We start from the raw sequence: 23654 nt of genomic DNA on the forward strand, positions 1-23654 counted from the left end.
CCGGTCCGGCCGGCTCACTTGTTGGCCTCGTCGCCCAGCGGCCGCTCGTGCGTCACCTGCGGGCTGGGCGGCACCGAGAATGCCGCTACCGGATCGGGGCGGCTTGGGTCGAACCGGAAGCCGTCGACGACGAATGCCGCCACCGGCAGGCGCGCCGCCTGCAGGCCGGTGACGATCGCCTTGGCCAGCTCGTAGCTGCCGTAGGCGTTGTGGTGCGTGTTGTCGAGCTTGCCCGGCGCCGGCTCTGCGAAGGCGCGCTTCGAGCCTTCCGGGCCGAGCGCTTCGTACAGCGTCCTGCTCATCGCGTTCAGGTCGATGAAGGCCACGTCCAGCTCGCGCGCCGACTGGCGCGCGGCCTCGGCGTAGTCGGCCAGCGACGGCAGCACCTTCCCTTGGGCGTCGAAGCCGCGCCGCTCCATCGGCGACACGATCACCGGCACGCCGCCGCGCGCGCGCACGGCCGCGACGTGGGCCTTGATCTCGGCCTTGTACGTGGTGAACGGGCCGCCCTTGCCATCCTTGATCTGCTTCTGGTCGTTGTGCCCGAACTGCATGACGACGGTGTCGCCCGGCCGCAAGCTGCTCAGGATCTTGTCGGTGCGGCGTCGCGCCAGCGCGTCGCGGTAGGTCTCGCCGGATTCGCCGTGGTTGGCCACCGCCACGCCCGGCTTGAAGAAGCGCGGCAGCATCTGGCCCCAGCTGGCGTACGGTTCGCCCGGCTGGTCGCAGACGGTGGAGTCGCCCAGCAGGAACAGCGTCGGCACCGCGGCCGGGGCGATCTCGATGTTGCGCACGGCCGGATGGCTGCCATTGAATTCCAGCGTCAGGCGCCGGTCCCAGGCCCAGGCTTCCTGCACGGTTTCGCGCGGCGCCTTGAGCCTGACTTCGCCGGCCTCGATGCCGTTGGCGGCGGCAATGCGCGGCGTGCGCACGTTGACGGTGAAGCGGCGCGTAACCGTCTGCCCCGGCGCGGTCTGCACGTTTTCCAGCATCAGTCGGCGCAGCTCGGCCTTGACCGTGGTGCTGGCGGCCGCCTTGTCGTCGCCCAGGGTGACGGTGACGTCGTAGTTGCCTTCCGCGAGATCGACGCTGAAATAGGCCGGGCCGCCGGGCGCGGCGCCGGGTTCGAAGCCGTAGCCGCGCGCGTCGCTGTACAGCGTCGCCGGTGCGACGGCGGTGAAGCCGGCCGGCGCAGTGTCGGGCGCGAAGGCGAACTTGGATTGGCCGGGGGTACTCGCCGGCGCCGCCGCGGCGAGCGTCGAGATGGCGAACGACAAGGTAACGAGCGACAAGGCGGCGGCAAAGGCCGCGCTGCGTGGCCGGGGCGGAAACGGTGAGCGGGAGCGTTGCATTGGCATCCGGAAGCGAAGAGGAACGTGTTCCCATTCTATGCACGCCAGGTCCGCAGCGTCCGCACCGGGCGAAAGAATCAGGGAAGTGATCGTTGCGCGGCGCGGCCGTGGCCGGCCTAGCGCTCGAACGCCCCCAGGTCCGGCGCCTTGCCCTTGAACGGCAGGCCGACGTCGACGCCCGCGTCCACCAGGCGGCTGCCGGCGCGCGGGCGGAAATGCGGCAGCACCGGCAGGCTGCCGTCGGCCTGGCGCGGCGCGTCCCAGCCCTGGTGCGACACGTCCTCGAAGTCGGCCGCGCCCGGCGCCAGCTTCAGGTCCCAGGAATTGGCGACGGCATCGGCGCCCGCCACCTTCAGGCCGGCCGGCGACGCCGACAGGTTGTTGCGCAGGGTGCCCAGGTAGACGGGCGAACCGTCCGGCGCGATGCCGAGCATGTTGAAATCGCTGCCGTTGCCGAACGCGGTGTTATTGAAAAAGTCGAGCGCCACCGGATGGTGGTTGGCGTAGAAGCCGGACACCTTGTTGTCGAAGGCGACCGAGAAGCGCACCACGTGCCTGACCTTGGCCGGCGCGTACTTGCCGCCGTAGCCGCCCGCCTTGATGCCGTTGCCGTTGCCGGCCGGGAGCGGCGTGCGCGTGCCCGGCAGGTAGCCGTGGTCCCAGGCCCACGAATACTCGATCGTCACCGGGGAGTAGGCGTTGATCAGGTCGAAGCCGTCGTCGGTGTTGGCCCAGGCGCGGCAGCCGCGGAACACGTTGCCGGGGTGGCCGGCGCTGACGTGGGCGCCGAAGCCGTCGGCGCTCTGGCCGGCGCCGTTCGAGGTGTAGGGATCGTAGTTGTGGTGCGAGTCGCTGTTGAGCACCAGGTTGTCCGCCCCGTCCTTGATGAACAGCCCCGGTCCCATGTTGTGGTGCAGGTCCAGCTGCTCGTAGACGCCGTGGCTGGCGTCGATCCACACGCCCCAGGATTCGTGGTTCAGGCGGTTTTGCGGCTGCTGCGGCGCGCCGGTCACCTCCAGCCCCTTCAGGTGGATCCAGTCGGCGGTGACTTCGATGCCCTTGACGCGGCAATCGTCCTTCATGCCGGCGAAATCCAGCACCGGCGTCTCGCCCGGGTAGGCCCAGTAGCGGATCGGCTTGCCCTCGCTGCCGCTCTTGTCGAGCACGATGGCGCTGACCGTGGCGCGGCGGCTGGCGCAGGACGTGGTGGCGGCGCTGTAGGCATACCTGCCGCCGCGCAGGTAGACCGTGTCGCCGGGCTGGGCCGCCGACTGGGCGCGCGCGATCGATTGCCACGGCGCGTCGCTGCTGCCGCGCGCGCCGTCGCTGCCGTTCGGCGCCACGTAATAGGTGGCGGCGCCGGCGCTGCCGGCAACCAGGAACAAGACGAGGGCGAACGCCAGGCGGCGCGGCGGCGGCACGGATTGCATGGTGGGGCTTTCGGTTGGGCGAGACGCGATCAGCCGCCGCTGGCCAGGCTGACCGTCACCGGCGCGCGCAGGCGCGCGGCTTCGTCGGCGACGTAGCGCTGCCACTGCTCGCGGCTGGTGATCTCGCCGGCGCGGGTCCAGGCGCCGCCGACGTAGTAGCGCAGCGGCTGGCCGGACGTTGCCGGCGCCAGCACCAGCGAATTGCGCGCGTCGGTGGCGAACGGCTGCGCGGCGCCCGCCGCCGCCGGCACGATGACGGCCACGCCGAAGTCCTCGTTGCTGCGCTGGCCGACCCACTGTACCAGCGAGCCGTCCGCCTTGTTCTCGACCGCGCCGACCTTGGCGTCCTGGCCCTTGTCGGCCGGGGTCTTGTTCAGGCCGATGCCCACCGTCAGGCGCGGCGCGCCCGCGAACGTGAAGGTGCTGTCGATCCGGTCCAGGTAGTGGCCGGCGTCGACGGTGAAGCGCTTGACTTCGGACACCCTGGTGCCGGCGGCGTCCCAGCCGTCGTAACTCAGTTCGAAGATGGCGCGCACCGGGCCGTTGGCGATCACCTTCCAGGACTTGTAATTCCCGCCCACGTACAGGGTCTTGCCGTCCCAGATGCCGGTGCCGCCGGCGCCGCGCGAGCCGCCGACGTTGTACATGTCGATGCCTTCGCCTTCGTCGTGGTGGTAGTGGTCGTGGCCCTTGTTGTACCAGCGGTCGACGATCGGGTAGGGCACGCGCTTGAACCAGATATCCAGGCCGCTGGTGCGCAGCACTTCCTTGCCCGAGCCGGCCGGCGCCGGGGCTTCCAGCGCCGGGCCGTAGGTGCGGTGCGCCACCTTGTCGTTTTCCCAGGCGAAGTCGTCGAGGCGCTCGGGCACGTAGCGCGCGAACACCTTGGTCGGGAACGGCTGGGTGATGGTGTCGGTCTTTTCGACGGTGAAGGTGGCGGACTTTTCGCCGGCCTGGAAGTCGTGCTGGAAGATCAGGTCGCCGTAGGCCACGCCGACGTTCTGCGGGTCCTTCGCTTCCGGCGCCACGTTGGTCACCTGGTAGGGCAGCGCGCGGCCGGCAGCGTCCTTCACCGCCAGCTTCTGCACCAGCGCGTGCGGGAGCGCGGCGTTGATCTTCGACCAGGGGACGACGATGGTCTCGGACGGGCGCGCGATGTCGAGCGTGTTGGTGACGGTGATGCGCAGCGGCGCGCCAGAGGACGCGGTATCGGAGGCGGATGCGCCGGCGCAGGCCAGGCAGGCAGGGATGGCGGCGGCGAGCAGGGAAAGACGAAGATTCATGGGCAGTGGCATGTTGGGCTGGGCTCTTCTGATGGATCGATCCGAAAAATGTTCGCGCATGGCCGGCGGCGTTCAGGGAACGCGGACCGGCTGGCGCGCGGGCGGCTGCATGCCGTCGCCCAGGTAAAAGCCCGGGTGCGGCGGCTGATTGTAGCCGGCATTCTGGCCCGCCACCTGCACGCGGTACTGCGGATCGTGCATCAGGGTGACCAGGCGGTGCGGCGTCGGCGCGGTGGTGGAGAACACCAGCAGCGCGTCGTCGTCCGTGTTGCGCCAGACGACTTCCTCGCGCCAGTCGCCGAACAGGTCGGCCGACAGCACCGGTACCGCCTTGGTGCCGTTGATCGAGGCGGCGCCGACACGGGACGCGTCCAGCAGCGCTTCCAGGCGCCCCGTCTTCGGATTCCACTTGTCGATGCGGGCGCCGTCCAGCGATTCGCGCAGCAGGTCGCCGTCCCACCACACGCCGAAGTTGATGCTGCGCGGGCGTGCCGCCGAGATCTGCTTGCCGGAAGCGCTCATCAGGCCGCCGACCGACGCCCAGCACTCTTCGCCGGGGAAGGCGGGGTCGATGTCCATGCAGGTGCCGCGGCCGACGTCGTGGTTGGCGCCGTCGACGCTCCACAGGACCTTGCCGGTGGCGGCGTCGTGCAGTTCGGCGCCCATGCCGCGGTAGCAGGACGGCGTTTCGTGCACCATGTAGACCTGCAGGCCGGCGCGGTTCGGGTCGAGCTTGCCGACGTGGAGGGCGTCGCCGTGGCACAGGCCGGTGCTGTACAGCAGGGTGCCGTCGCTCCGGATCGTGGCGGCGCCGTAGACCAGGTCGTCCTTGCCGTCGCCGTCGACGTCGGCCACCGACATCCAGTGCGCGCCCTGGTGGTTGGCGGCGGCGCCCGGCCCGCTCGGGCCGCCGGCATCGCTGTCGAACACCCAGCGGCTGCTCAGCTTACCGTCGCGCCAGTCCCAGGCGGCCAGTACGGCGCGCGTGTAGTAGCCGCGCGTGAACACCGCGCTCGGGCGCGTGCCGTCCAGGTAGGCCACGCCGCCGAGGAAGCGGTCGACCCGGTTGCCGTAGGCGTCGCCCCAGGCGGCCACCTCGCCGCGCGCCGGCAAATAGGGCGCGGAGGCCAGCGCGGCACCGCTGCGGCCGTCGAACACGGTGAGGAATTCCGGACCGGCCAGCACGTAGCCGTCCTTGTTGCGGTAGTCGGCCGCGGCGTCGCCGATGACCTTGCCCCGGCCGTCCACGCTGCCGTCGGCGGTCTTCACCATGACTTCGGCGCGGCCATCGCCGTCGAAGTCGTAGGCGAGGTAGGTGGTGTAATGCGCACCGGCGCGGATGTTGCGGCCCAGGTCGATGCGCCACAGGCGCGTGCCGTCCAGCTTATAGGCGTCCAGGTAGGTGTTGCCGGTGGTGCCGCGCTGCGAGTTGTCGTGGGCGTTGGTCGGCTGCCATTTCACCAGCAGTTCGTAGACGCCGTCGCCGTCCAGGTCGGCGGCCGCGCCGTCGTTGATGGTGTAGCGGTAGCGCTGGCCGTCCGGCGTCACGCCTTCCGGCGGCTTTTGCAGCGGCACCGTCAGCCACGGCTGGCGCCAGGTGGCGGCGCTGGCGGCCGCGGCCTGCTCGACGCCGTCCAGCACCGGCCGCACGCTGTAGGTCGCGTCGGCGCCGGCGTTCGGGTCGCTGAAGTTGGTCAAGGCCAGCGGCGCGGGGTTCAGCTTCTTGCCGTCGCGGTAGACGTTGAACGCCAGGCCGTCCGCATCGGTGGCCAGCAGCCGCCAGCCGACGAAGTTGCCGGCATCGGTATGGATCGCCACCACGCCGCGGTCGAGCTTTTCCATCTGGCGCGCCGGCATCGCCGCGTGCGCCGCGCTGGCGCCCGCCAGCAGCAGCGCTGCCAGCAGTCCGGGCAGGAGCGGGTGGTCGGTCTGGGTATGGTTGGCCATGGCTGGACGTTGTCGGATGGAGCGGAAGATGCGGAAATGCGATTCGAGTATCGAATCCGCATCCGGCAGTGTCAACAACGCCGGGGCATGGCGCCCCAGATAATCACCCGCTTGAGCGAACGCCTGCCTGCGTAAACACGCGCGTCAGCGCACGAATGTCAATGCACGGATGGATAGCGCAGCCAGTCGATGCGGCCCAGGTTGGACAGCATTTGCGGCACCACGTGGCTGCCGTCGTCGGGCGTGTCGTATTCGTGGGTGAAATACAAATTACCACGGTACAGCGCGATCAGGACGAACGGGCTGCCTTCGAAGTATTCGGTCGTCAGCAGGTCGCGGATCGCCTCGTCGGCGACGTCGGGATCGGCGGTGGCGGTTTCCGTCCAGAGCAGGATGTCGCCGTCGACGGTGCGAACGTACACGCGATAGGCGGCGGCGCGCCGTTTGCTTGTTTTCATGATGAACTCCGGGAAGCGAGTTGGTACGTAACTGCTGGTTCTTATCTTACGCAACTCAGGAAATTGATGGCGCGGAAATAGAATGGCTGGGCCGGCACCGCGCCGGACGAGGAAACGGGCGACGATCGCGTTTCCGGTATCGTTTTGAATGATGTGTCGAATAAAAATCGAGGATTGGTGTTATTTCCGGCTGGCCGGCATCATGGGCCGGTCCAGTGCGCCGCACGCGCGCTGCCCCCAACGATTGCAAGGATCCGCATGCACCACATTCTCTGGCCGCAAGGCTACCTTCCCGGCATTGCCGACAATTTCGCTTCCAACGAAGTCATCCACGCAGGCCTGGATGCGGCCGCCGTCTGGCCCTTGCTGGCGGATGCCACCCGCTGGCCGGCCTACTATGCCAATGCGGCCGACGTCGCCTTCGACGGCGGCGCCGGACCGCTGCTGGCCGCCGGCACGCGCTTCCGCTTCAGTACCTTCGGCTTTCCCGTGGAAGCGCTGGTGACCGAATGCGTGCCGCCGGCGCCGGGCCGGCCGGGGCGCCTGGCCTGGCATGGCTGGGTTGAAGGCGATGCCGCCGCGCGCCTGGACGTGTACCACGCCTGGCTGCTGGAAGACCTCGACGGCGGTCGCGTGCGCGTGCTGACCCAGGAAACCCAGAACGGCGCGCCGGCGCGCGAGCTGGCCCGCACCAGGCCGAACCCGATGATCAACGGCCACCAGGACTGGCTGGATGGCCTGGTCGGCGCCACGCGCGAAAACGATGCCGGCCGCGCGCTGTCCGACGCGCTCCTTGCCGCGCCGCGCGCCGGATCGGACTGATTGCGTGCCGGCGCCGTGCTGTCGCCAACTAGTAAAGTCCGCCACAAACTAACAAATTTCGCCACAAAACAATAAAGCTTGCCACAACAACCGCAGCTAAATTTGCTCACTGGCAGCTTGTCCAGGTTGCAACGAGGTCGTACACTAAGCCTTATCGACAGTCAGCTATCGGCCAGAAGCGGACCGTCGCGCGTCTAGTAAGCGCCTGAATGAAGTTTCGTGTTAAATCCTTCGATTCTGAGCAATTGCGGAACTCGCTTGCAGCTTACGCTCAGGGTACGTTGACTCGTGCTGCATTCATAGATTTACTGGCCAATAGAATCAGTGCGCTTGGAGGCATGTCGCTCACTGTTACCGGTGAACTTCAGCAGCACAAACATCTTATCGAGACTGGAGCCTATTTTGATGAAGGAGGGTTCGAGTTCCTACCGGAGTTGGAGCAAGAGCGCTTGCTCTCTTGGATTCACCAACTCGAGCGCTTTATGGCAGATATCCAAGCCAACCTTGCGACGGCTACCGTGTTCATGCCGTACACGATTTGGCCATTGCAACTCACGCGTCATGAACGCGGGGCATAAGCACCATCGCTTGTGCGATCCGTGTCTCGAAGTCGGCGTTGTTCACTGACTTATTCCAAGCACAATCTTGCCCCGCGTTCGACCGCCTTCAGACAGCGCAAACGCCTCTTTGACCTCATCGAGCGTCAACACTGTTGCCACGTGAGGCTGCAACTTCCCTGCCTCCACTAAGTCTCGGATCGCAGTCAGCTGCGCCGCATTGGGCTTGCAAAACACGCGCCCGACGCCAACTCCACGCCGGCCGTCTTCTTCGGTCGGAAACTCAACTGAAGTCACCAGAAAGCCTCCATGCTTGAGCGTCCCAAACGCACGTTGGAAGGTGTCGCCCCCCACGGTGTCGAACACGACGTCCATGTCGCGTGCCACTTGTTCGAACGGCTGCGCAGTGTAATCGATGAACGTGTCCGCACCAAGGCTCCGTACGAAGTCGGCATTCCGTCCGGACGCTATTGCCGTAACATGTGCACCTGCGGTTTTCGCGATCTGCACCGCCAGCGACCCTACGCCGCCTGACGCGCCGGCAATGAGCAGCCGCTGTCCGCGTGTTAGCTTGGCTACGTCGAACAGTGCCTGCCATGCCGTTAGCGCGCCGAGCGGAATGGCGGCCGCGGCGATGAAGTCCAGGTCGGCCGGTATGCGCACCATGTCGGCAGCGGGCGCTATCGCATAGTCGGCAAAGCCGCCGTCCTTAATGATGCCGAAGACAGCGTCCCCGACGCTGAACCCGGCGACGCCTGCACCGACCTGCTCCACCGTGCCGCTGATTTCGCCGCCAAGATGAATCGGTAGCGTCATACCCATGCGCTGGCCGACGCCGCCACGAATTTTCCAGTCGATCGGGTTCACGCCCGCCGCCCGCACTTTCACAAGGAGTTCTCCCGCCTGTGGCGCCGGCCTGGCCACGTCGAACACATTCACCACACTGTTGTCGCCATACGACTCGATTACGACTGCACGCATTGTACGCTCCTGTTGATTCACCAAATGATGTTGCGATCATAGAGGAAGCGTTTTACGATGTGGCGCCAACCTGCATCGCCGACAAGCCACCATGCCTTACCCAGCTTTTACCCTACATCGTGCCTACAAAACACGCGGCGCTGGCGAGCCGATGCACGCGCACGACGAGGCGCAACTCACGTTCGCGGCCACTGGCATGGTCCAAGTCCACACGGGTGCCGGCCGCTGGCTTGTGCCGCCGCAGCTCGGCGTCTGGATCCCGGCCGGGGTGCAGCATCACGTCGAGGTTCTCAGCGATGCCGAGCTATGGATGGTGCATTGGGACCCCGCCGCCGCGCGTGCATGGGCACCACCGACGCGGCTCGATCGCGCCTTCGCACTACGTATCACACCGTTGATGCGCACGCTGCTTGCGGTCGCGTTCAACAGTGCGATGAGCGCCGACAAGACCGAACTGGTGGTTCGCCTAATGCTTCACGAATTAACTGAGACCGCACACGCGCCAACCTTCCTACCCTTGCCCACTGGCGCAACAGGCAAACGCATCGCAGCGGTCGCAGCCGGCGACGTGCGCAACCGGTTGAGCGTCGCCGAGATCGCGTCGCGCGCCGCGACTTCGGTGCGCACGCTGAGCCGGGTGTTCCTGACCGAGACCGGGCTAACGTTCAAAACTTGGCGCCAGCGCGCCCGGATCGTCCATGCAATGGACAGCCTCGCGCGCGGTAAGGCGATCGCGCAAGTGGCGTCAGAACTCGGCTTTGCCAGCACAGCATCGTTCTCGTCCGCCTTCCGCCAGGTGACGGCGACAACGCCCAGTGCTTTCCTGGAACCGTCTGCATGAATCTCGAAACCGGCGCGAGTGACCGGATCCGGCCATGAGCGGACGTGCAGTCGCGCAGTTGCCAATTTCACCCTTGGTGACAGGAGCATTTTCTTCAAAAATGGTTTGGCTAACGCTATGAAAAAGACTTGGCAACAGCTAGTAAAGGAATCGTTCACTAAAACGCGTGACGAACGATATGCAGAGATGTCCAGGAACGAACGAGTGGGCTATTGGATCTTTGGTCTCATTGTAGTCGGGATAGTGTGCGTAATGTGGCTGTCTCGGTCCCAGACTTGACCGTCTGCTCCGGGTCGAAAGCGGACGTTACCGAAGCCTACGTGCCGTGCAAGTTGTGGCAAACTTTATTGCTGCATGCGCCCGATGCCCAACCATCTTTTACGATTTTGTGGCAAACATTATTTGCGAGAGCATCATGCTGCGATCGACCTGTCTCATAAGAGAGGCTGTGGCAAATTTTATTATTTGTTCACACGTGCCTCGGACCGGCCCGGCGCCGGCGTCAAACGGCTTGCCCGGCCGGGCGCCAGGCCGGATCGGCGCAGGCAGCGAACAGCAATTCGCGCAGCCAGCGCCGCGCCGGGTCGGCGTGGGTGCGTTCGTGCCAGGCGGCCGTCTTGACGAAGCCGGGAATGGCGAGCGGCGGTTCCACCAGCGCCAGGCCCGGCACGCCGTCCACCAGGCGCCGCGGCAGCACCGCGAGCAGGTCGCCGGCGGCCAGCAGTTCGGGCAGGATCAGGAAGTTCTGCACCGACAGGCTGACCGTGCGCCGCAGGCCGAGCCGCGCCAGCGCGGCATCGGTCACGCCTTCGAAGCTGCCGCCGTCGTACGACACCAGCGCATGTTCGAGCGCGCAGAAGCGCTCCAGCGTCAGTGCGCCCGGGCGCGACGCCGGATGGCCGGCGCGCATGGCGCAGACGTAGCGTTCCTCGAACAGGCGGCGCGCATGCAGGTCGGGCGGCGTGCTCTCCGGCGTCAGCAGGGCCAGGTCGACCTGGCCGCGTTCCAGGCGCGCCTGCACCAGCTCGGGCGGCCCCGCTTCCAGCGCCACCAGCGCCACGCGGATGTTCGGTGCGCGCGGCTTGAGGGCGGCCAGGAACGGCGCCGCGACGGCGCGCAGCGCGTAATCGGTGGCGGCAACGGTAAAGGTCAGCTCGGCCCGGGCCGGCTCGAACACGTCCGGCTGCAGCAGCGCCCCGATCCCGCCCATCACGGCCTTGACCGGCAGCGCCAGTTGCAGCGCGCGCGCGGTCGGCACGACCCCGCGCTGGGCGCGCACGAACAGCGGGTCGCCGAACACGTCGCGCAAGCGGGTCAGCATGCCGCTCATGGCCGGCTGGGTCACGCCCAGGCGCGCGGCGGCGCGCGTCACGCTGCGTTCGTCGATCAGGGCGTCGAGCGCCTTGAGGAGGTTCAGGTCGAGATCGTGGAGGGTGCGCATGCGGTGGGGTGCATGGTCATGCCGGCGCCATCGCCAGCAGCGCTGCGCGCACGCGGCGGTTTTGCCGCATCCCGCGGCGCGAAAACGCCGCCACGCCGGCCGCCAGCGCCGCCAGCATCGCCAGCGCGGCGAGCGCACCGCCGAACAGCAGGCTGCCGGCCAGCAACGGCACGGCGAGGAGCCACAGCAGGTCGAACTGGTGCATGACGATGTCCCACGCCGGCATGGCCAGCGTCACCCGTTGCGTCGCCAGGTCGCGCGTGCCCAGCACGGTGGACCAGTCGCCGGGCCTGCCGAAGGCGACCCCGAACACCGCGCCGGCGCGCGGCACCGGCCGGCCTGGCAACTGGACGCCGTAGCTGCTCTTGCCGCCGCTGCGGAAACTGAAACTGCCGCGCCGCGACGGCGCATCGAACACTTCCTCGAAACAGATCCGCTCGACCTGCATGGCTGGCTCCTGGAAAAGAATGGGAACGGCAAGTCTACGCCAAGCTCGCCGCGCGCGGCTGCGCTTGCGCCTGACGGACACTTCGGTTCCAGCGCAGCGTGCGTGCTAGACTTTCCGTCCATCCCAGGCAGCCATGCACATGACCGCACCCGCCATCGCGAACGTCGACATCCGCAGCTACCGCGAAGACTGCGGCGCCGACCGCCATGCGTTCGCCCAGCTGGTGCTGCCGCTGTCGGGCGGCCTGCTGCTGGACACGCTGGCGGCCGACGCGCCGCAGCCGCGCGCGCGCCTGGCGGTGCTGAAGGCCGAGGTCGAGGCCCGGCCCGGCCTGCCGTGGACCACGGCCTCGATGGCGCGCCTGGCCGGCCTGAGCGTCAGCCGCCTGCATGCGCTGTTCCGCGAGGAGCTGGACAGCACGCCGCACGCCTGGCTGCTCGGGCGCCGGCTCGACCTGGCGTGCCGGCTGCTGGCCACCAGCGCCGGCCCGGTCGCCGCGGTGGCGCTGGCCGCCGGCTTTTCCGACCAGAGCGCCCTGACGCGGGCGATGCGGCGCGAGCTGGACGCCACGCCGGCCGCCTGGCGCCGCCGCAGCCGCAGCCGCGAGACCGGGTCAGGAAAACAGTAGGAACGGCCAAGACAATGCGGCCCGAACCGTCCAGAATCCCGGCTTTACGGAGGATCGGCATGGTCGGCAAACACGAGTCGGGCGGCATCGGCGCGGGGACGGGCGTGCATACGAACACGGGCATCGGCACGGGCAAGGGCATCGGCGCCGGCATCGGCGCCGGCGCGCTGTGGGGCCTGGTATTCCTGGCGCCGCAACTGGCGCCCGGCTTCACGCCGCTGCAACTGTCCGCCGGGCGCTACCTGGCCTACGGCCTGGCGGCGGCGGTGCTGATCGCACCGTCGTGGCGGCGCCTGGCCGCCGTCCTGGCCTGGCGCGACTGGTGCGCGCTGGCCTGGCTCGGCTTCACCGGCAACATCCTGTACTACGTGCTGCTGGCGCAAGCGGTGCGCGGCGGCGGCGTGGCCATGGCGGCGCTGGTGATCGGCCTGCTGCCGCTGGCGGTGACGCTGGTCGGCAGCCGAGAACACGGCGCCGTGGCGCTGCGCCGGCTGCTGCCGTCGCTGGCGCTCGGCCTGGCGGGGCTGGCCTGCACCAGCCGGCAGTCGCTGGCCACGCTGGGACGCGACGCGCTGCCCGGGCTGCTGTGCGCGCTCGGCGCGCTGGTGTCGTGGACCGTGTACGCGGTCGGCAACAGCCGCCGCCTGGCCGGGCTGCGGGCATTGTCGCCGCACGACTGGAACCTGCTGACCGGCGTGGCGACCGGTATCGAGGCGCTGCTGCTGGCGCTGCCGGCGTTCTTCCCGCATCTCTTGCCGGCAGGGGTGGGACCGGATGCGCCGGTCCACGCCGCGGCGGACTGGCTGCGTTTCGCCGCCATCGCCGGCGGCGTCGCCATCCTGTGCTCGATCGTCGGCAACGGCCTGTGGAACGTCGCCAGCCGCGCGCTGCCGCTGACCCTGATGGGACAGATGATCGTGTTTGAGACCATCTTCGCGGCCGGCTATGGTTTCCTGTGGGAGCGGCGCTGGCCGACCGGCCTGGAAGCCGCCGCGCTGGCGCTGCTGGTGGCGGGCGTGGCCTCGTGCGCGGCTGTGCACCGTCGCGACGGCCGTCAGCCCGACGGCTGACGACGGTGCATCGCCAGCACGCGCTGGCCGGAAGCCAGGTAGCCGGCCAGGCGCCGGGCCAGGAATGGCGGCAGCGATTCCGGCGGCGCCGGCGAGAAGCCGGCGCAGGCATAGAACGCGACCAGGTGATCGTAGGGCAGGCACCAGGCGTCGCCGCGGTCGAGGTACGGAATGCAGTGATCGAGCAAGGCGCGGCCGATGCCACGGCGCTGGAAGGCCGACGCCACCTGCATGCCGCGCAAAACGGTCACGCCGTGTTCGGGACATAGCCGCACGGCGCCGGCCAGGCAATCGTCCATGCTGGCTGCCAGCGTAAGGTCGGCCGATGAGACGCCGCCGCCATATCCCGTCACCCGATAGAACGCATCGATGCGGGCCAGTTCGCCCAACGCTATGGTTTCAATCCGGATCATGATGGTGTCAGTGAGATGATAAAAGAACCTGTGGCCGCCATTTTGCCATGCGCCGCTCAAGGCACCGGTGGGGCTAGGGGCAGCAGCGTGGCCCGCGCCGCGCCGATCAGCGCCGCGCCCAGCCGCTCCAGGCGCGCCGGCTGGATGCGCCAGGCGTGCCAGTACAGCGGCACGTCGGCGTGCAGTCCGGGCGCCAGGTCGATTAGGTCGCCGGACGCCAGCATGGCCGCGCATTGCTCCAGCGGCAGCATGCCGTAGCCCAGGCCGAGCCGGATCGCCTGCACGTACGGGTCGCTGGCCGGCACGTAATGAAACGGATAGGCGCCTTCCGGCAGGCCGGCGTGCCGCAGCAGGAACTGGGTCTGCAGCGTGTCCTTGCGGTCGAACACCATCACCGGCGCACGCCGCGCCGCCTCGCGTTCCAGCCCGGCCGGGAACCAGCGCCGGGCGAATGCCGGCGCCGCCACCATGCGGTAGCGCATCAGGCCGAGCGCGCTGACGGCGCAGCCGCGCATCGGCCGCTCTTCGCCGGAAATGCAGGCCACGGCCTGGCCCTGTTCCAGCAGCGCGAAGGTGTGGCCCTGGTTGTCCAGCACGAACTCGACCAGCAGGCCTTCGTCGATGAGCACCGGGGCCAGCACCGGCAGCAGCCAGGTCGCCAGCGTATCGTTGTTGACCGCCAGCGTCACCCGCACCGGGCCGGCGTCCTGCGCCAGGTCGGCGCTGAACTCCGCTTCCAGCAGCGCGCGCCGGCGCAGGAACTGCAGCAGGCGCATGCCCGGCGCGGTCGGCCGGCAAGGACGGGTGCGCATCAGCAGCGGCGTGCCCATGTCCTGTTCGAGCGCGCTGATGCGTTGCGACACCGCCGACGGCGTGATACGCAGTTGCAGCGCGGCCTGCTCCAGGCTGCCGTTGTCGACGGTGGCCAGGAAAGCTTCGCTGCGGCGCGGATCGATTTTCATGGATGAGCGTTTCTTAATCGGGATTAGATTGCATTAATATAATTGATCTTCGGACGCGCCCGGGCGATCCTTGCGGTTTTCACGGCCGGGAGGGCATCGATGTTGTCGCAACAGGTATTCATGCAGGGCTTGGGCCTCGGCGCCAGCCTGATCATGCCGATCGGCGCCCAGAACGCGCACGTGATCCGCACCGGCATCCGCGGCCGCCACGTGCTGCTGACCGTCGCCACCTGCATCGCGGTGGACGCCGCGCTGATCGCGCTAGGCGTGTCCGGCTTCGGCGCGCTGGTACAGTCGGCGCCGGCGCTGCTGGCCGCCTGCCGCTACGGCGGCGCCGCCTTCCTGCTGTGGTACGGCCTGCGCTGCCTGGCGGGCGCCTGGCGCGGCAGCGCAGGCGCGCCGCAGCCGGCGGACGCGGCGCGCCAGGGCGATGCCGGCAAGGCGCTGGCGGCGGTGCTGACGATGTCGCTGCTCAATCCGCACGTCTACCTGGATACCGTGGTGCTGCTGGGTGCGGTCGGCAGCGGGCTGGCGGACGGCCATCGTGCGTCGTTCGCAGCCGGGGCGATGACGGCGTCGTTGCTGTGGTTTTCCGGACTGGGCTTGCTGGCGCGCCATTGCGCGGGGCTGCTGGGGCGGCCGGCGGTGTGGCGCGGCATCGAGGCGCTGACCGGGGCCGTCATGCTGCTGATGGCCGTGCTGCTGCTGCGCGATTGATCCGTGTTATGGCATTGGCCCCCGTGTCCGCCTGGGTCTTTTGGCATGCCTCAAGGCGCGATGCGGACACGTATCTCCTTTTGAGGGAATTCCCTAGAATGACCTGACGCGCCCTGGCACGATCGACGGGATGCGTCTTGACAATCCGCACTTGTACACAGCAATTTTCCAAAAAAAACAGGAGAGAGACATGGAAAACGAGGACAGCGTGCAGCCGGACCGCAACCGTGAAGCGCCTGCGCGCCGGCGCTTCCTGCAGGCCGCCGCCGGTGTCGCGGCATTGACCGGCGCGGCGGGCGCGACCAGCGGCCGGGCATTTGCCGCCGCCGACGACGGCCGGCATGGCGCGGACGGACGTGGCGACTGGGTGACGACCTGGTCCGGCGTAGCGCACGGCACCTACCCGACCGGCACGGCCATCCTGCAGCCGAGCCTGGCGTTTGCCTTTCCCGATGGCGCGACCAGCGCCGTCGACCAGAGCTTTCGCATGATCGTGCGTCCGACAGCCTGGGGCGATACCTTCCGGTTTCGCTTCAGCAACGTCTTCGGCACCCAGCCGCTCACGCTCGACGACGTCCATGCCGGCCTGCAGGCCAGTGCCGGCACGATCGCGGACGACACCAACCGGCCGGTTTCGTTCCAGGGCGGGCGGCGCCGGGTGGTCATCCCGGCCGGCCAGCTGCTGTGGAGCGACCCGGTGGCGCTGGACGCCACACGCGGACCCGACAGGTTGCTGCTGTACGGGCGCAAGCTGGCGGTCAGCTTCCACGTGGTGGGCAGCAGCGGGCCGATGAGCTGGCATTCGAAGGCCTTGCAGACCAATTACCTCAGTGCGCCGGGCGCCGGTGCACACGGCGGCGAGGAAAGCGACGAGGCTTTCCCGTACACCAGTACGTCCTGGTATTTCCTGGATGCGGTGGATACGCGCGGGCTGCGCAATGCGGTGACCGTGGTCGCGCTCGGCGACTCGATCACCGACGGCACCGGCTCCACGCTCAACGGCGACGACCGCTGGCCCGACGTGCTCGGGCGGCGGCTGCGCGACGCCTACGGCAACCAGATCGCGGTGGCGAACGCCGGCATCGGCGGCAACCGCATCCTCACGGATGCCGGCGCCGGCGGGCCGCCCGCACTGGGCCGCCTCGAACGCGACGTGCTGGGCTTGTCCGGGGGGAGCGCCGTGATCTGGTTCGAGGGCATCAACGACCTGAGCGCCGGCGCCTCGGCGGCATCGCTCATCGACGGCATCCGCAGCGGCGTCGCGACGCTGCGCGCGCGGCGGCCCAGTATCAAGCTCATCCAGGCCACCATCACGTCGAACCTGGGCAGCGCCAGCGGCACGCCCGAACTGGACGCGCGCCGCCAGGCCGTCAACGCCTTCATCCGCAGCGCCGGCATCTTCGATGCGGTGGCCGACTTCGACGCCGCCACGGTGGATGCGGCTACCGGCCGGCTGCGTCCCGCGTTCCAGCCCAACAGCAGCACCGCCGCCATCGATTTCCTGCATCCCAACCGCGCCGGCTACCTGGCGATGGCGCGCACGATCGATCTCGACCTGCTGGCGCCGCCGTATGCCGTACGCCGGCGCAAGAATCAATAGCGCACCGCCTTGCAGCAATAAAAACGGGCGCAGCACCCACTCGCGTGGAGGCTGCGCCCGGTTCGCATGACGCCGGCGGCAATCGCGCCGGCAGGTCTTACTTGGCGGCGTCCTGAATCTTTTCGCCGGCACGCTCGACCGCACGGCCGGTGGCTGCGGTGGCGTTGCTCACGCCGCGCTTGGCGTCGGCGGCGGCTTCGCGCGATTCCTGGCGCATTTCGGCGCCGGCGTTCTGCATCTTGTCGCCGGCGCGCTCGGCGGCGTTGTCGATGCGGTCGCCGGCACGGTCCATGGCGGCGCCGGTACGGGCGGCGGCATTGTCGATCTTGTCGCCGGCGCGGTCCATGGCGGCGTCGGTGCGGGCGGCGGCGTCACGGCTGGCTTCGGCGGTACGCGCGGCGGCGTCGTCGACCGACTTGCCGGCGGCCTGGGCCGGGCCCATGTTGGCGTTGTTGGTGTTGTCGGCCTTGTGGCAACCGGTGGCCAGCACGGCAGCGGCAAACATGAGGGTGGAGAGGGTGATCTTGTTCATGGTGAGCTCCTGTAATGACGTTGTTGTTTTTTATAGTACACGTTTTGGCAATATAACGCGTCACGATTGGCGTGCGCGCCCTTGTACGCTCCTGTCCCGTGAGAATGTGCGCACCTTTCAGGCATGCCGGAATGGCATCATTCCACTTTGCCCGCCTGGCAGCAACACCATGCGGGTTCAACCCATCGGGAGGAGAATACGTGCCGTCATTATCATCGATCGGGCGATTCGCAGGCGCCGCGCTGTACATGATGGCCTACGATGCGCGCGAGCCGAACGCCGTGCACCGCCTGATGGCCGGCTACGCGGACAGGGGCAGCGATGCCGGCATGGCGTTCTGGTGGGCGGCCAAGAATCCGGTGCGCGACCGCTTTCCGGCCCAATGCATCCCCAAGGCGAATCCGGAAGCCGACCCGGACGGCTTCAACGGCGAACTGGAACGGATGCCGCCGGCGGTATTCGCCGCCTGCAGCTACCTGTTCGCGGTGGTGGGCACGGTGTCGGTGCAGAGCGAATACCCGCCGCTGGCGCTGTACCACGGCGTATCCGGCAGCGTCGCCATGGAATTCGATCCCGCCAGCGGCCGCATCGCCTGGCGCCAGCAGGACGTCAACATGGCCGAGCGTCCCACCCGCATGGTGCGCGACCTGGCCAGGGAAGAACTGGACGATCCGCGCAAGATACGCGACAGCCTGGTTTCGTACATGAAGGCCAGGGGCGATGCCGCCCTGGCGCGCCACCGCAAGCCGCTGCCGGCGCTGGACCCGGATTACGTCTACCGGACCACGTTCGTGTTCGACCTGCACGCCGATTGAGCGCCGCCGGCGCCCAGGCCGGTGTGAGCGCGGTCCGGAAACTCGCCGCGCGCCAGGTGCGCGCCCAGGCGCGTGCCGAGGCACAGCAGGGTCAGCGTCGGCGGCAGGCCCCACGGCGCCGGGATTACCGCGGCGTCGCACACGTACAGGCCGGGCGTGGCCGTCTGCAGATCGCTGTCGACCCGTTCGCCGATGCGCACGCTGCCGCCGGGGTGGGCAGCGAAGTGGTGGCTGGCGAACACGTGGTGCGCGCCGGCGCGCGCCAGGATATCGCGCGCCAGGCCGATGCCGCGCGCGAAGCGGGCGCGGTCCTCGGGGTGCAGCGTCTTGTCGACCCAGTGCGGGCCGATGCGCCCGCCGATGCGGTCGCGGATCTTGACCATGACCGTCAGCGTGCGCGCATGCGCCAGCAGGCGGTCGACGCGGCCGGCCTGGGCCGCGAACGCCGCGTACATCGGCTGCGGCAGCGTCAGGTCGGCCAGGGAAATGCCGTCCTCGTGCAGGGCGGCGCCGGCCGCCATCGGCACTTCGGCGCCGCCGCGCTCGTCCCTGGTGGGGTCGGTTTCCAGGTCGTCCACGCTGCCCATCACCGCCACCACCGGGTCGCTGAAAAAGGCGGGGGACTGGTCCAGCAGGCCGGAGGCGTGCAGCAGGCGCGGGCTGCCGATGCCGCCGGCGGCCAGCACCACCAGCGGCGCGCGCAATTGCTGCAGGCGGCCGTCGATCTCGGCCTCGACGCCGGCGGCGCGGCCATCCTCGACCAGCACGCGCGTCACGCGCGCGCGGCTGCGTACGCGGGCGCCGTGGCTGCAGGCATCGTCGATGAAGTCGCGCGCGCTCCACTTGGCGCCGAACGGGCACCCGTACACGCAGCGCCAGCAGCCGCTGCGGCAGGATGCAGGGCGGATCAGCTTGTCCAGCTTGTGCCAATCCAGCCCGCTGGCGCGCGCCGCCGCCATGATGCGCCGGGCCATCGGGCCCACCAGCGCGTCCGGCAGCGGCGCCATCGGCAGTTCGGCGCGCAATTCTCCCAGCGCCGGCGCCAGGTCGATGCCGTGGGCGGCGAACATGGCGGCCGGGGGCGGGGCGGCGGTGGCGAAGTTGATGGTCGAGGTGCCGCCCAGCGTCAGGGCGCGCACCAGCAGCGACAGGTCGCGATGCAGAAAGGCGCCCTTGCCGGGCACCGCCGCCATCGACGCCATCTGGCCGAGGGTGCCGCTGAGCGCCTCGGCGCCGCCCTGTTCCAGCACCAGCACGCGTGCGCCCGCACGCGCCAGGGCGCGCGCCGCGCCCGCACCGCCGGGGCCGCTGCCGACCACGATGGCGTCCGGCGCATCCGCAAGGGGAGAGGCCGCCGCGCCATGCAGGCGCACGGGATGCACGCGCCGGTTCATGGCGCGCCGTCCGCGCGGCGGCGCGGCGGATTGGCTGGCAGGGATGGGCGCATGATCTTCCTTTCGCCCGCATTGTAGCCCCAGCCGCCGCGGCGCGCCGGTTGCTGCGGGCGCTCGGCTTGGGGCGGGCGCGCCGTCAGCGCGGCTGCAGGCGCCGCTGCGGCGCGTGGCGGCGTTCCTGCGCCGCCGGTCCAGGCGCCGTGGCATCGAGGGCGGCAGCAGCCGCGCGCCGCAGCGAACGCCGCAGGGACCGCTGCGTGAGCGGCCTGGACAGCAGCGCCACCCCGCGTCCGACGCGCGGCGCAGGCGTGCGCCTGTCGTCCAGCAGCAGGGCGATCGGCGCGCCCGGCGCCAGCCGCGCCAGTTCGCCCAGCAGCGAACGGCGGTCGTCGGCGTTGGTGTCGGTGCAGGTCAGCATGGCATCGAAGCGGATCGCCTGCGCCGTGTGCAGCGCCGCCTGCGGACTGTCGGCGTGGGCGACGACGTAGCCCAGCGCCTGCAGTTGCGCGGCGGCTTGCGTGCGCGCCGTATGGTCGTATTCGAGCAAGAGTGCGGATTTCATGGTGTCGTCCTCCTTGTGACAGGGATGGCGGCGGACTCGACATTGTTCAAGTGACAAGTTGTAACAATTGCGGGTGCTACGGGTGCTGGCGGCGCCCGCTGCCGATTTGCTACACTCGCGCTTTTCCGCTCACGAGACGTCGACCATGGCGCATCCGCCCGAACTGCGCACGCAAGCCTTGCACTGCCTGCTGCTGACCGATCCGGCCGCCAAGACCGCCGCCGTGGCCGCCCTGGCGCAGGCCTGGCACGCCGGCGCCTGTACGCTGGCGACGGATACTGTGCTGGCCGAACCGGCGGACATTCCCGGCCGGCCGAGCAGGCCGGCGCTGGTGCCGCCGCGCCTGCTGGGACGGCGCTCGATGGCCACCGTCGAGGGGCGCGCCATGCTGGTCCACGCGCTGGCCCACATCGAGTTCAATGCCGTCAACCTGGCGCTCGATGCGGTGTGGCGCTTCGGCGGCATGCCGGCCGCCTACTACGCCGACTGGCTGCGCGTGGCCGCCGAAGAAGCGGCTCACTTCGCGCTGCTGGCGGCGCATCTGCGCACGCTCGGCTACGAATACGGCGACTTCCCCGGCCACGACAGCCTGTGGGAAATGGTGGCCAAGACCAGCGGCGACGCGCTGGCGCGCATGGCACTGGTGCCGCGCACGATGGAGGCGCGCGGCCTGGATGCGATCCCGCCGCTGCGCGCCAAGCTGGCCCAGGCCGGCGACGTGGAGGCGGCGCGCATCCTCGACATCCTGCTGCGCGACGAGGTCGGCCACGTCGAGATCGGCAACCGCTGGTACTTTTACCTGTGCGCGGGAAGCGGGCTGGAACCCTGCGCCACCTACGACGCGCTCACCGTGCAGTACAAGGCGCCGGTGTTGAAAGGCCCGTTCAACGTCGACGCGCGCCGCCGTGCCGGCTTCACCGAGGCCGAACTGGCGCGTTTCGAACGAGACCCGATCGCGGGCGGGCGCCTCTCCCATGCCTGCGACTGACGCCGCCGCCGACGCCGCCGCCGACGCCGCCGGGCCGCACGGGGACAGCGGCCAAGGCTTCCTGCTGACGCGGCACTGGCGCGACGTCGATGACGGTGTGGAGATCGAGTGCTGGATCGCCACCGACGCCGGCCCGCGCCGCCTGCGCCTGGCGCCGGCGCCCGCGGTCGCCTTTTTGCCGGCCGAGCAGGAAGACGCGGCGCGCGCGCTGCTGGGGCGCGAACGCGGCGTCGAACTGCGCCCGCTGGCGCTGGCCGACTTCCGCCACCGTCCGGTGCTGGGCCTGTACTGCCGCCATTACCGCCAGCTGCTGCGCCTGGAAAAGCGCCTGCGCGAACACGGCGTCGACGTCTACGAGGCCGACGTGCGCCCGCCCGATCGCTACCTGATGGAGCGCTTCATCACGGCGCCGCTGGCCTTCGGCGGCACGCCGGCGCCGCACGATCCGTCCCTGCTGCTGGATGTGCGCCTGAAGCCGGTGCCCGACTACCGGCCGCGCCTGCGCACCGTCTCGCTCGACATCGAGACCACCATGCAGGGAGAACTGCGCTCGATCGGCCTGGAAGGCTGCGGCGAGCGCCGCGTCTACATGCTCGGCCCGCCCAACGGCGACGCAACCGGGCTCGATTTCGACCTGGACTACTGCGACAGCCGGCGCATGCTGCTCGATCGGCTGGAGGCGTGGATGGCGCGCCACGACCCGGACGCCGTCATCGGCTGGAACGTCATCGGCTTCGACCTGCGCGTGCTGCAGCGCCAGGCCGAGGGCATGGGGCATCCGCTGCGGCTGGGGCGCGGCGGCGCACCGATGGAATGGCGCGACACCGGGCGCGAGGAACGGTACTTCGCCGGCATGCCGGGACGGCTGGTCATCGACGGCATCGAGGCGCTGCGCGCGGCCACCTACAACTTCCCTTCGTTCAGCCTGGAGAACGTGTCCCGGACCCTGCTCGGCGAAGGCAAGGCGATCGGCAACCCGTACGACCGCATGGGCGAGATCGACCGCATGTTCGCCGAGGACAAGCCGGCGCTGGCCACCTACAACCTCCAGGATTGCGTGCTGGTCACGCGCATCTTCGCCAAGACGGGGCTGCTCGACTTCCTGCTGGAGCGCGCCAGCGTGACCGGCCTGGCCGCCGACCGCAGCGCCGGCTCGGTGGCCGCCTTCGACCATCTGTATATGCCGCTGATGCACCGCCAGGGCCTGGTGGCGCCCAACATCGGCGACGTACCGGGCGAGGACAGCCCCGGCGGCTTCGTCATGGATTCGCGCTCGGGCCTGTACGATTCGGTGCTGGTGCTGGACTACAAGAGCCTGTATCCGTCGATCATCCGCACCTTCCTGATCGATCCGGTCGGGCTGCTCGAGGGTCTGCGCGCGCCGGAGGAAGACACCGTGCCCGGCTTTCGCGGCGCGCGCTTCTCGCGCACGCGCCACTGCCTGCCCGGCATCGTCACGCGCGTGTGGGCCGGGCGCGAAGCGGCCAAGCGTGACGGCAACGCGCACCTGGCGCAGGCTTTAAAGATCATCATGAACGCCTTCTACGGCGTGCTCGGCACCACCGCCTGCCGCTTCTTCGATGCGCGCCTGGCCTCGTCGATCACGCTGCGCGGCCACGAGATCATGCACCGGACGCGCGCGCTGATCGAGGCGCGCGGCCACCAGGTCATCTACGGCGACACCGATTCCACCTTCGTCTGGCTGGGTCGTCCGCACAGCGACGCCGAGGCGCTGCGCATCGGCCGCGAACTGGTCGACCACGTCAACGGCTGGTGGCGCGCGCACCTGCGCGATGCCATGGGGCTGGACAGCGCGCTCGAGCTGGAAGTCGACACCCATTTCCGCCGCTTCCTGATGCCGACCGTGCGCGGCTCGGAAGAGGGCAGCAAGAAGCGCTACGCCGGCCTGGCCACGGCGCCCGGCGGCGGCGACGAGTTCGTCTACAAGGGACTGGAAACGGTGCGCACCGACTGGACCCCGCTGGCGCAGCAGTTCCAGCAGGGCCTGTACGAACGCATCTTCCGGCGTGAGCCCTACCAGGACTGGCTGCGCGGCTACGTGGCGCGCACGCTGAACGGCGAGCTGGACGACCTGCTGGTGTACCGCAAGCGCCTGCGCCGCCCGCTGGCCGAATACGAGCGCAACCTGCCGCCGCACGTGCGCGCGGCGCGCATCGCCGATGCCTGGCACCTGGCGCAGGGCCGTCCGGCGCCGTACCGCAACGGCGGCGCCACGATCGCCTACGTGATGACGACCGGCGGGCCGGAGCCGCTGGAAACGCTGCAATCGGCGCCCGATTACGAGCACTACCTGACGCGCCAGCTGGAACCGGTGGCGGATGCGATCCTGCCGTTCCTGGGCGACGGCTTCGACAAGCTGACCAGCACGCAGGGCGCGTTGTTCTGAACAGGC

The 23654-nt window shown here is 69.3% G+C and carries 23 protein-coding genes; 10 read left to right on the forward strand and 13 right to left on the reverse strand.

The features are described 5' to 3' along the window. Nucleotides 1-14: 14 nt before the first annotated feature. From HH212_RS19750 to HH212_RS19770, 5 genes are all read right to left on the reverse strand, one after another. On the reverse strand, nucleotides 15-1352 hold the full coding sequence (locus tag HH212_RS19750) for a rhamnogalacturonan acetylesterase (protein WP_170204062.1): 1338 nt from the start codon (nucleotides 1350-1352) through the stop codon (nucleotides 15-17). A gap of 116 nt (nucleotides 1353-1468) precedes the next feature. Further along, the gene (locus HH212_RS19755; RefSeq protein WP_170204063.1) at nucleotides 1469-2782 is read right to left on the reverse strand and encodes a right-handed parallel beta-helix repeat-containing protein; all 1314 of its coding nucleotides are present in this window, start codon (nucleotides 2780-2782) and stop codon (nucleotides 1469-1471) included. Nucleotides 2783-2811: 29 nt separating this feature from the next. Further along, nucleotides 2812-4065: a BT3233 family polysaccharide utilization protein gene (locus HH212_RS19760; protein WP_170204064.1), complete on the reverse strand. Its 1254-nt coding sequence runs from the start codon at nucleotides 4063-4065 to the stop codon at nucleotides 2812-2814. Nucleotides 4066-4137: 72 nt separating this feature from the next. Next, complete coding sequence (locus HH212_RS19765; protein ID WP_170204065.1) at nucleotides 4138-6012, reverse strand: rhamnogalacturonan lyase; 1875 nt, start codon at nucleotides 6010-6012, stop codon at nucleotides 4138-4140. Nucleotides 6013-6170: 158 nt separating this feature from the next. After that, nucleotides 6171-6470 (reverse strand): hypothetical protein, encoded by a 300-nt coding sequence (locus tag HH212_RS19770; RefSeq protein ID WP_170204066.1) that lies wholly within the window; start codon nucleotides 6468-6470, stop codon nucleotides 6171-6173. 258 nt (nucleotides 6471-6728) lie between these two features. Here HH212_RS19770 and HH212_RS19775 point away from each other — a divergent pair, with 258 nt between their 5' ends. Continuing rightward, nucleotides 6729-7292 carry an SRPBCC domain-containing protein gene (locus HH212_RS19775; protein ID WP_229217370.1) on the forward strand — a complete coding sequence of 188 codons (564 nt, stop codon included), beginning with the start codon at nucleotides 6729-6731 and terminating at the stop codon, nucleotides 7290-7292. Nucleotides 7293-7501: 209 nt separating this feature from the next. Continuing rightward, complete coding sequence (locus tag HH212_RS19780; RefSeq protein WP_170204067.1) at nucleotides 7502-7870, forward strand: hypothetical protein; 369 nt, start codon at nucleotides 7502-7504, stop codon at nucleotides 7868-7870. Nucleotides 7871-7912: 42 nt separating this feature from the next. On the opposite strand, the gene HH212_RS19785 is transcribed toward HH212_RS19780, so the two are convergent. Then, nucleotides 7913-8830: an NADP-dependent oxidoreductase gene (locus HH212_RS19785; protein ID WP_170204068.1), complete on the reverse strand. Its 918-nt coding sequence runs from the start codon at nucleotides 8828-8830 to the stop codon at nucleotides 7913-7915. Nucleotides 8831-8981: 151 nt separating this feature from the next. Here HH212_RS19785 and HH212_RS19790 point away from each other — a divergent pair, with 151 nt between their 5' ends. Next, nucleotides 8982-9671 carry an AraC family transcriptional regulator gene (locus tag HH212_RS19790; RefSeq protein WP_211172378.1) on the forward strand — a complete coding sequence of 230 codons (690 nt, stop codon included), beginning with the start codon at nucleotides 8982-8984 and terminating at the stop codon, nucleotides 9669-9671. Between the two features lie 502 nt (nucleotides 9672-10173). On the opposite strand, the gene HH212_RS19795 is transcribed toward HH212_RS19790, so the two are convergent. After that, nucleotides 10174-11112 carry a LysR family transcriptional regulator gene (locus tag HH212_RS19795; protein WP_170204070.1) on the reverse strand — a complete coding sequence of 313 codons (939 nt, stop codon included), beginning with the start codon at nucleotides 11110-11112 and terminating at the stop codon, nucleotides 10174-10176. 16 nt (nucleotides 11113-11128) lie between these two features. Beyond that, on the reverse strand, nucleotides 11129-11560 hold the full coding sequence (locus tag HH212_RS19800; protein WP_170204071.1) for a hypothetical protein: 432 nt from the start codon (nucleotides 11558-11560) through the stop codon (nucleotides 11129-11131). A gap of 139 nt (nucleotides 11561-11699) precedes the next feature. On the opposite strand from HH212_RS19800, the gene HH212_RS19805 reads away from it, so the two are divergent. Beyond that, on the forward strand, nucleotides 11700-12188 hold the full coding sequence (locus HH212_RS19805; protein WP_229217371.1) for a helix-turn-helix transcriptional regulator: 489 nt from the start codon (nucleotides 11700-11702) through the stop codon (nucleotides 12186-12188). A gap of 59 nt (nucleotides 12189-12247) precedes the next feature. Next, nucleotides 12248-13258 carry a DMT family transporter gene (locus HH212_RS19810; protein ID WP_170204073.1) on the forward strand — a complete coding sequence of 337 codons (1011 nt, stop codon included), beginning with the start codon at nucleotides 12248-12250 and terminating at the stop codon, nucleotides 13256-13258. Here the strand turns inward: HH212_RS19810 and HH212_RS19815 are convergent. Continuing rightward, a complete protein-coding gene (locus HH212_RS19815; RefSeq protein ID WP_170204074.1) occupies nucleotides 13243-13671 on the reverse strand; it encodes a GNAT family N-acetyltransferase in 429 nt (142 codons plus the stop codon). The genes HH212_RS19810 and HH212_RS19815 overlap by 16 nt on opposite strands. Before the next feature lie 56 nt (nucleotides 13672-13727). Continuing rightward, a complete protein-coding gene (locus HH212_RS19820) occupies nucleotides 13728-14633 on the reverse strand; it encodes a LysR family transcriptional regulator ArgP (protein WP_170204075.1) in 906 nt (301 codons plus the stop codon). A gap of 99 nt (nucleotides 14634-14732) precedes the next feature. On the opposite strand from HH212_RS19820, the gene HH212_RS19825 reads away from it, so the two are divergent. Both HH212_RS19825 and HH212_RS19830 read left to right on the forward strand, forming a co-directional pair. Continuing rightward, nucleotides 14733-15350, forward strand: a complete 618-nt coding sequence (locus HH212_RS19825; protein ID WP_229217372.1) for a LysE/ArgO family amino acid transporter — start codon at nucleotides 14733-14735, stop codon at nucleotides 15348-15350. 190 nt (nucleotides 15351-15540) lie between these two features. Beyond that, nucleotides 15541-16950, forward strand: a complete 1410-nt coding sequence (locus HH212_RS19830) for a GDSL-type esterase/lipase family protein (protein ID WP_170204076.1) — start codon at nucleotides 15541-15543, stop codon at nucleotides 16948-16950. 97 nt (nucleotides 16951-17047) lie between these two features. Here HH212_RS19830 and HH212_RS19835 read toward each other — a convergent pair whose 3' ends face one another. Further along, nucleotides 17048-17482 carry a hypothetical protein gene (locus HH212_RS19835; RefSeq protein ID WP_229217373.1) on the reverse strand — a complete coding sequence of 145 codons (435 nt, stop codon included), beginning with the start codon at nucleotides 17480-17482 and terminating at the stop codon, nucleotides 17048-17050. A gap of 200 nt (nucleotides 17483-17682) precedes the next feature. Between HH212_RS19835 and HH212_RS19840 the strand changes: the two genes are divergently transcribed. Then, nucleotides 17683-18297 carry a hypothetical protein gene (locus tag HH212_RS19840; protein ID WP_170204077.1) on the forward strand — a complete coding sequence of 205 codons (615 nt, stop codon included), beginning with the start codon at nucleotides 17683-17685 and terminating at the stop codon, nucleotides 18295-18297. Here HH212_RS19840 and HH212_RS19845 read toward each other — a convergent pair. Both HH212_RS19845 and HH212_RS19850 read right to left on the reverse strand, forming a co-directional pair. Beyond that, entirely contained in the window at nucleotides 18258-19691 is a 1434-nt protein-coding gene (locus tag HH212_RS19845; protein ID WP_170204078.1) for an FAD-dependent oxidoreductase, read from the reverse strand. The genes HH212_RS19840 and HH212_RS19845 overlap by 40 nt on opposite strands. Nucleotides 19692-19827: 136 nt before the next feature. Continuing rightward, nucleotides 19828-20253 (reverse strand): hypothetical protein, encoded by a 426-nt coding sequence (locus HH212_RS19850; protein ID WP_170204079.1) that lies wholly within the window; start codon nucleotides 20251-20253, stop codon nucleotides 19828-19830. Between the two features lie 145 nt (nucleotides 20254-20398). Here HH212_RS19850 and HH212_RS19855 point away from each other — a divergent pair, with 145 nt between their 5' ends. Both HH212_RS19855 and HH212_RS19860 read left to right on the forward strand, forming a co-directional pair. Further along, nucleotides 20399-21241 carry a ferritin-like domain-containing protein gene (locus HH212_RS19855; RefSeq protein WP_170204080.1) on the forward strand — a complete coding sequence of 281 codons (843 nt, stop codon included), beginning with the start codon at nucleotides 20399-20401 and terminating at the stop codon, nucleotides 21239-21241. After that, a complete protein-coding gene (locus HH212_RS19860; RefSeq protein WP_170204081.1) occupies nucleotides 21228-23648 on the forward strand; it encodes a DNA polymerase II in 2421 nt (806 codons plus the stop codon). Before HH212_RS19855 ends, HH212_RS19860 begins: the two co-directional genes overlap by 14 nt. Nucleotides 23649-23654: the final 6 nt, after the last annotated feature.

Origin of the sequence: Massilia forsythiae, from assembly GCF_012849555.1 — a bacterium.
GTDB classification, from domain to species: domain Bacteria; phylum Pseudomonadota; class Gammaproteobacteria; order Burkholderiales; family Burkholderiaceae_D; genus Telluria; species Telluria forsythiae.